Origin of the sequence: Calidithermus terrae (genome assembly GCF_003574345.1) — a bacterium.
Lineage (GTDB): Bacteria > Deinococcota > Deinococci > Deinococcales > Thermaceae > Calidithermus > Calidithermus chliarophilus.
Genome location: NZ_QXDL01000203.1, coordinates 1 through 7,181 on the forward strand (window position 1 = coordinate 1; position 7,181 = coordinate 7,181).

Annotated in this window: 8 protein-coding genes; 3 read left to right on the forward strand and 5 right to left on the reverse strand. The window is 69.3% G+C overall.

Features of this window, described 5'->3' with window-relative positions; all coding sequences use genetic code 11:
- From Mterra_RS17245 to Mterra_RS17255, 3 genes are all read right to left on the reverse strand, one after another.
- The coding region (locus Mterra_RS17245) for a biotin/lipoyl-containing protein (RefSeq protein ID WP_176582549.1) at positions 1-471 on the reverse strand (471 nt) is incomplete at its 3' end.
- Between the two features lie 96 nt (positions 472-567).
- Complete coding sequence (locus Mterra_RS17250) at positions 568-3,291, reverse strand: 2-oxoglutarate dehydrogenase E1 component (protein ID WP_119316281.1); 2,724 nt, start codon at positions 3,289-3,291, stop codon at positions 568-570.
- A gap of 117 nt (positions 3,292-3,408) precedes the next feature.
- On the reverse strand, positions 3,409-3,699 hold the full coding sequence (locus Mterra_RS17255; protein ID WP_119316282.1) for a 4a-hydroxytetrahydrobiopterin dehydratase: 291 nt from the start codon (positions 3,697-3,699) through the stop codon (positions 3,409-3,411).
- A 337-nt stretch (positions 3,700-4,036) separates the two neighbouring features.
- Here Mterra_RS17255 and rplM point away from each other — a divergent pair, with 337 nt between their 5' ends.
- From rplM to Mterra_RS17270, 3 genes are all read left to right on the forward strand, one after another.
- The gene (rplM, locus tag Mterra_RS17260; protein ID WP_119316283.1) at positions 4,037-4,495 is read left to right on the forward strand and encodes a 50S ribosomal protein L13; all 459 of its coding nucleotides are present in this window, start codon (positions 4,037-4,039) and stop codon (positions 4,493-4,495) included.
- On the forward strand, positions 4,495-4,881 hold the full coding sequence (gene rpsI / locus Mterra_RS17265) for a 30S ribosomal protein S9 (protein ID WP_119316284.1): 387 nt from the start codon (positions 4,495-4,497) through the stop codon (positions 4,879-4,881). The genes rplM and rpsI overlap by 1 nt, the downstream gene beginning before the upstream one ends.
- Before the next feature lie 285 nt (positions 4,882-5,166).
- On the forward strand, positions 5,167-5,664 hold the full coding sequence (locus Mterra_RS17270) for a hypothetical protein (protein ID WP_119316285.1): 498 nt from the start codon (positions 5,167-5,169) through the stop codon (positions 5,662-5,664).
- On the opposite strand, the gene Mterra_RS17275 is transcribed toward Mterra_RS17270, so the two are convergent.
- Positions 5,657-6,388 (reverse strand): hypothetical protein, encoded by a 732-nt coding sequence (locus tag Mterra_RS17275; protein ID WP_119316286.1) that lies wholly within the window; start codon positions 6,386-6,388, stop codon positions 5,657-5,659. The two genes, Mterra_RS17270 and Mterra_RS17275, sit on opposite strands and share 8 nt — an antisense overlap.
- Positions 6,389-6,460: 72 nt before the next feature.
- Positions 6,461-7,033, reverse strand: a complete 573-nt coding sequence (locus Mterra_RS17280; RefSeq protein ID WP_119316287.1) for a hypothetical protein — start codon at positions 7,031-7,033, stop codon at positions 6,461-6,463.
- Between the last annotated feature and the right edge of the window lie 148 nt (positions 7,034-7,181).

Genomic DNA, 7,181 nt, shown 5'->3' on the forward strand with positions numbered 1-7,181 from the left:
GGCCGGAGCTGGTGCGGGGGCCGGGGCCGGCTTGGTGGCGATGGCCTGCTGCACGTCCTCCTTGAGGATGCGCCCGCCGGGGCCGGAGGGCTGCACCTGCGAGGGGTCGATGCCGCTCTGGGCCATCAGGCGCTCGGCCGAGGGCATGGCGACGGGCTGGCCCTGGGCAGCTTGCGCGGGCTGCGGCTGGGCCGGGGCGGGCTGCGCCGCGGCCTCGGGCTTGGCGGCCGGGGCGGCGCCCTCCTCGAGCATCGCCACCACGTCGCCCACCTTAGCCATGCCGGAGGGCACCAGGATCTTGCCGAGCACGCCGCTGACGGGCGAGGGCAGCTCGAGCGTCGCCTTGTCGGTGACGAGTTCGACCAGCGGCTCATCGGCCTTCACGGCGTCGCCTTCCTTCTTGAGCCACTGCCCGATCTCCACCTCGGTAATGGATTCGCCCACGGCGGGCACCTTGAGTTCTACGGCCATGGTAAGTCCTCCTAAAACTTCGTTAGTTTATCGCTGATCGCCCCGGGCCATCTCGCCGGACGGGATAAACCCCGGCCGGGGCCGGGGTCGCGGGGCTCATAGGCCGAGGGCCTGACTGACCAACTGCTCCTGCTCGCGCTTGTGCACCTTCGACGAGCCCACCGCCGGGCTGCTCGACTCGGCGCGGGCGACGGCCTCGAAGGGGTGCCCGTAGATGACGTGGCCGAAGCGCGCCCGCAGGAACCACCAAGCGCCCATGTTGGCCGGCTCCTCCTGCACCCAGTACACCGGCACCTTCTTGCTGAAAGGCTCGAGCGCCGCCGCGAGCTCTTCCTCGGGGAAGGGGTAGAACTGCTCGAGGCGCACCACCGCCACGTCGGTCCTGCCGGCGGCCTTGCGGGCGGCCTCGAGGTCGTAGAAGACCTTGCCCGAGCACAGCAGGACGCGCGAGACCTTCTTGGGGTCGGCGCCGGTGAGGTCGGGGAGCACCCGGCGGAAGCGGCCTTGGGTGAGGTCCTCGAGCGGGGAGACGGTCTCGGGGTTGCGCAGCAGGCTCTTGGGCGTCATCACCACGAGCGGCTTGCGCCACGGGCGCTTGACCTGGCGGCGCAGCAGGTGGAAGTACTGCGCGGGGGTGGAGGGGTAGGTCACCTGCATGTTGTCGGTGGCGCACAGTTGCAAGAAGCGCTCGAGGCGGGCCGAGGAGTGCTCGGGGCCGCCGCCCTCCATGCCGTGGGGCAGCAGCATCACCAGCCCCGACAGCCGGCTCCACTTGGCCTCGGCCGAGGCGATGAACTGGTCGATGATGACCTGGGCGGTGTTGACGAAGTCGCCGTACTGGGCCTCCCAGACCACCAAGCCCTCGGGGGTGTCGAGGCTGTAGCCGTACTCGAAGCCCAGGACGCCGGCCTCGGAGAGGGCGGAGTTGTAGAGCTCGACCGGGGCCTGCCCCTCCACGAGGTGCTGGGCGGGGATGTAGCGGTTGCCGTTGAGCACGTCGGTGTAGCCGCCGTGGCGCTGGGTGAAGGTGCCGCGCACCACGTCCTGGCCGCTCATGCGCACCCGGTGCCCCTCGGCGGCGAGGCTGGCGAAGGCCAGGGCCTCGGCGGCCGCCCAGTCGAGGGGGCGCTTGCCCTCGCCCATCTCGGCGCGGCCCTGCACGAAGCGGCCCAGCTTGGGGTGGAGGTTGAAGCCGGCGGGGAAGGTGGTGAGGCCCTTCATCAGCTCGCGCAGGCGCTCCAGCGGCACGCCGGTATCGACGTCCGGGGTGCCGTTCTCCGGCCCCCCGTGGTAGCCGTTCCAGATGCCCCCGCCCGCCGGGGGGCGCGTGGTGGTGGAGGCGCTGCGCACCTCGGTGAAGGCCGCGTCGAGCTTGTGCTGGTACTGCTGGGCCAGGGCGTCGGCCTCGGCGCGGCTGAGGATCCCGGCGGCCTCGAGGCGGGGGAAGTAGCTCTGGTAGGTGGGGGGCTTGCTCGAGATGATCTTGTACATCTCGGGCTGGGTGAAGGCGGGCTCGTCGGTCTCGTTGTGGCCGCGGCGGCGGAAGCCCACGAGGTCGATGAACACGTCGCGCTTGAAGGCGGCGCGGAACTCCATCGCCATCACCACGGCGGCGAAGACCGCGCCGGGGTCCTCGCTGTTGACGTGGAAGATGGGGCTTTCGATCATCTTGGCGATCTCGGTGGAGTAGCGCCCGGCGGTGTAGTCGGTGGGGTCGGTGGTGAAGCCGACCTGGTTGTTGAGGACCACGTGCAGCGCCCCGCCCACGGTGTAGGCCTTGAGCCCGGAGATGTTGAGCGTCTCCTGCACGATGCCCTCGCCGATGAAGGCGGCGTCGCCGTGGACGACGAGCAGCAGGCCCTTCCTGCGCTCGAGGTCGCCGAAGCGGTCCTGCTTGGCCCGCAGGCGGCCCATCGCCACCGCGCCCACGAACTCCAGGTGCGAGGGGTTGAAGTTGAGCGAGATGTGCAGCTTGCCCGCGGGGGTCTCGACGTCGTTGGAGTAGCCCAGGTGGTACTTCACGTCGCCGTGGTAGCCATCGGGGAACTGCTCCTCGAACTCGAGGAAGATGTCGTGCAGCGGCTTGCCCACGATGTTGGCGAGCACGTTAAGGCGGCCGCGGTGGGCCATGCCCATCACCACCTCGGTCACCCCCTGCCGCGCGGCCTGCTCCACGGCGAGGTCGAGCAGGGCGATGATGGCCTCCGAGCCCTCGGTGGAGAAGGTCTTGGCGCCGAGGTACTTCTTCTGCAGGAACTCCTCGAACAGCGTCGCCTGCATCAGGCGCTCGTAGATGCGCTTCTGGGTGGCGGCGTCGGGATGGGGGAAGGCCCCGTCCTCGATGCGGGCCTCGATCCAGCGGCGCACCTCGGGGTCGTCGAGGTGGCCGATCTCGATGCCCATGCTGCCGGTGTAGCGCTCGCGCAGGCGCTCGACGGCTTCGCCTAAGGTGGCAGCCCCCGAGACCAGTCCGGGCGGGATGGGGCGCTCGAGGTCGGCGGCGCTCAGGCCGTGGTAGGAGGGCTCGAGCTCGGGCACCGCCGGGCGCGGGCGCCCCAGCGGGTCGATCCGGGCGGCCAGGTGGCCCCGCTCGCGGTAGGCCGAGACCAGCCGGGTGGCCCTGAGCAGGAAGTCGGCTAAGTCAGCGGGCAGCACCGCTGAGCCAGGCGCGGCGGCTAAGCCGTTGCCCAGCCTCCCGTCGGCGAGGGTCCCGGCAAAGTACCCCTGCCACTCCGGGCTGACGCTGGAAGGGTTTTGCTGGTAGTCGCGGAAAAGGGCCTCGAGGTAGGCCAGGTTGGCACTGTCCACCGCTTGCTCCATACATTCACCAATCGAAAAGTTTACTCCCTTTTTCGTAAGTGCAGGGTGAACGGCGGCGGTTTGGGTGTAGATACACACTCACTCCCCGAACCCGCCCACACGCCCGCACTTGTGGCTTCAAGCGAACTTAGTGTACACCGCGTCGGCGGCTTTGGCGGCCTCGAGGTCGAGCGCGGTGATGCCCCCTTTCGAGTGGGTCACGTAGGCCACCTGCACCTTCTTCCACCCGATGCCCAGCAGGTCCGGGTGGTGGTCCCTCTTCTCCGCCATTAAGGCGACCCGGAAGGCGAAAGCCGCCCCGTCGGCGTAGCTCGAGAAGGCGTAGGTCTTCTCGAGCCTCCCCCCCACCACCGCCCACCCGGGCAGCGCCTCGAGGGCCTGGGTGATCTCCTCTTCGCTGAGTTTCATGCCCCTCGAGTCTAGCCCCCAAGCCCGGTGAGCTGTGTGACGGCGGTACAGGCGGGCGGGAATCCGTCAGCCATCAGCCGAAGGCTCGTGGGGACCCCTCCCCGCCGGCGTCGAGGGTCTAGGGCGTTTGGCGTTTTGCGTTTGGCGTTTTGCGTTTGGCGTTTGGCGTACGACGTAGGACGTACGACTTAGGACGTACGCCCCGCGCCTAGCGCCCGGCCACCCGCGTTCGCCGCCCGCTCTTTACCCAGACGAAAGCCCTATGCTATATTGCTCGTTGGCGTTCTTTGCGGAAGGCCCCCGATCCTTTTGCCAAAGAACAAATCCAAACCCGCTGATGGTAGGCAGCGGGATCAGGAGCACCCAAGTGTTCAAGACTTACGTTCCCGAAGAGCGCGAACCCGGCTGGGTCGTGGTGGATGCCGAGGGCCAGACCCTGGGCCGCCTGGCTACGCAGATCGCTCGAGTGCTGCGCGGCAAGCACAAGCCCGACTGGACCCCCAACATGGCCACCGGCGACATCGTGGTGGTGATCAACGCCGCCAAGGTGCGCCTGACCGGCAGCAAGCCCCAAACCAAGGTTTACACCCGCTACAGCGGCTACCAGGGCGGCCTCAAGAAGGTCGTGGCCGCCGACATGCTGGCGCAGAAGCCCGAGAAGGCCATCGAGCACGCGGTCAAGGGCATGCTGCCCAAGGGCCCCCTGGGCTACCGCATGTTCCGCCGCCTCAAGGTCTACGCGGGCCCGACCCACCCCCACCAGGCCCAGAAGCCCACCAAGCTGGAGGTCAAGTAATGGAGCAGTACTACGGCACCGGCCGTCGTAAAACCAGCGTGGCGCGGGTCTTTCTGCGCCCCGGCAAAGGCAAGGTCACCGTCAACGGCCTGGAGTTCCAGGACTACTTCGGCAACCTGGTGAAGGCCGTCTCGGCCCTCGAGCCCCTGCGCGCCGTGGACGCCACCAACCGCTTCGACGCCTACATCACCGTCGAGGGCGGCGGCAAGAGCGGCCAGGTCGATGCCATCAAGCTCGGCATCGCCCGCGCCCTCGTCACCTACAACGCCGACCTGCGCGCCAAGCTCAAGCCCCAGGGCTTCCTCACCCGCGACCCCCGCGAGGTCGAGCGCAAGAAGTACGGCAAGCACAAGGCCCGCCGCGCTCCCCAGTACTCCAAGCGTTAAGCGCCTCGGAACTTTACAACCCTCCCCTTCTCGGGGAGGGTTTTTCGGTCGGGAGGCGGTGACTGATGGCTGAACGCCGGGCGCCGGGGGCGGGTCGTGCGTCGTACGTCGTACGTCCTACGCCGTACGCCAAACGCAAGACGCCAGACGCAAAACGCTTTGGCCCTAGACCCTCGACGGCGGCGGGGATGGGGTAACCGCATACCACGGGGCTTTCCGCTGACGGCTGAAGGCTGACCGCTGACCGCTCCCACCCCCACCCCCGGCGCGATAAACTCAGGACCGATGAAAACCGTCCGCAGCCGCAAGGCGCCCACGGCTTACCTGGTGGGGATAGGTTACGTGGCTTTCGCCTTTTTCCTGTTCTGGAGCCTGATCGCGGGGTACTGGCAGGGGGTGGACCCCTTCTGGGCGGCGTTCGTGATCGGGCTGGCGATGGTGTTCTACCTGTTGCGGGTGGGGCTCGAGCTGCTCTTCTTCGACCGGGTGGAGGTGACCCCCGACCGGCTCACCCAGCGCAGGCTCTTTGGGGCGCAGCACACCGACCTGCGGCAGCCCAACCTCGCCGACCTGAGCCGCGACCTCAACGGCAACCGCTACCTGGTGCTCGCCCGCGTGGGCGACAAGCTCCCGTTGACGGCGGTCAACCTGCGCTACCTGGGCAACGCCCGCGAGGTGGGGCAGGCCGTCCTCGAGGCCGTGCGGCGCCACAACCCCGAGTTGGTGATCGGCCCGAAGCTCCTGCAGCGCTTCGGGGAGCCGCCCTACAAAGTCTTCAACTGACCGCGAAGGCGTCGGGGGGGAGCGCGAAGCCCAGCGCCTCGAGGATCACCGAGAGGTGGAAGCGCTGCAGCTCCTCGGGGCCGATGTACTGGCCGATGAGGCGGTAGGCCTCCTTGGGCACGGGCTGCAGGGCCAGCAGGGTGTGGTAGGGCTGGAGGAGCTCGAGCGGCAGCGGCCCCCCGGTGTAGAGGATCAGGTCGGAGTGGCGGGCCAGGGGCTCGGCCCGCTCGAGGCCCACCACCACGTCCCCGCGCTGGGGCGAGGGGATGCGGGCCATGAAGGCGTCGCCCTCGGGGAAGCTGGGGGCCGCCAGCGCGACGCGGGCCACGCTCCGCAGCCCCCCGCTGAGCTCGGGGCGCAGCGGGCCCAGCCACAGCACCCGGTCGCCGAAGGCGTAGCGGTGGAGCAGGTTGGCGAGCGCGACCCCCTCGAGGAAGTACCCCCGCAGCCGCGTGCCCTCGGGCACCACCAGGTCCACCCGCCCGGCCTCGCGCGCCTCGGGCTCGAGCGCCCCCACCAGCTTGAGCGCGTCCAGGCGAAGCTGGGGGTCTTCCAGCACCGCCCCGGCGAAGCCCAGCGGCACCAGCCCGGCCAGCGCCGCCACCAGGCCGCTCCCCACCTCCGCCGCGTAGGCGTGCAGGGGCAGCTTGTGGCCGACGGTGGCGGTGAGCAGGGGCGAGAGGAGCTGGCTCGAACGCTGATGCAGGACGACCAGGGGTTTCACGGAAGGCCAGTGTATTCCTTAGCGCGGGGTCTGCCTAGGGCGCTTCGCGGGCCAGGATGCGCCGGGTGCGGCTCAATCGGGGATGGCCTTAAACAGCCGCCCGGAGAGGCTGACGTCGGCCTCTTCCAGGGTGTAGTTCACGGTATCCCCCGCCAGGCGCACCGCCAGCCCCACGCGGAAGCCGCCGCCCTTGAGCAGGCCGAAAGCCGGGTCGGCCTCGCCGAGGGTGGCCTCGAGGTCGAGCGGCTTCTCCTCGCCCGGGTCCAGGGTGACCGAGCCGGCGAGGACCGTGTAATCCCTGCTGCCGTCGTAGATCATGCCGTCGCCCGGGGGGGCCACGTGGACCTCCAGGCTCACGCTCGCCGCGACGCTGCCGGTGTTTTTCAGGCTCAAGCGCGTGCGGAGCCTGGCCCTTTCCAGGATGTCGAGCTTGGGGAGCTCGAGGGCGAGGCCGTCCGGGTCGTTGCCGTAGGTGCCGTCGTCATCGTCGTCGGGGAGGAAGAGGGTGGCGGTGGTGAGGTTGAGCTGCCCGCTGCGGTAGACGTCGGGCACGTACGTGTCTACTTTCACCCGCACCGTGGTGAGGGTGTGGCCGCTGCAGGCGGCCAGCGCCAGCGCCAGGAAAAGGGTCGGGATACGCTTCATGGTCGTGCTCCTAAAAGCCAACGCTCAGGGCCAGGCCGTAGACGGTCCCCCGGACGACGGGGGCCTGATGGACCGTGAGGGCCGCGTCCAGGCTGAAGCCCTCGAGCCGCACCCCTCCCCCCAGCCCGAGCTTGAAGCCCCCCTCGAG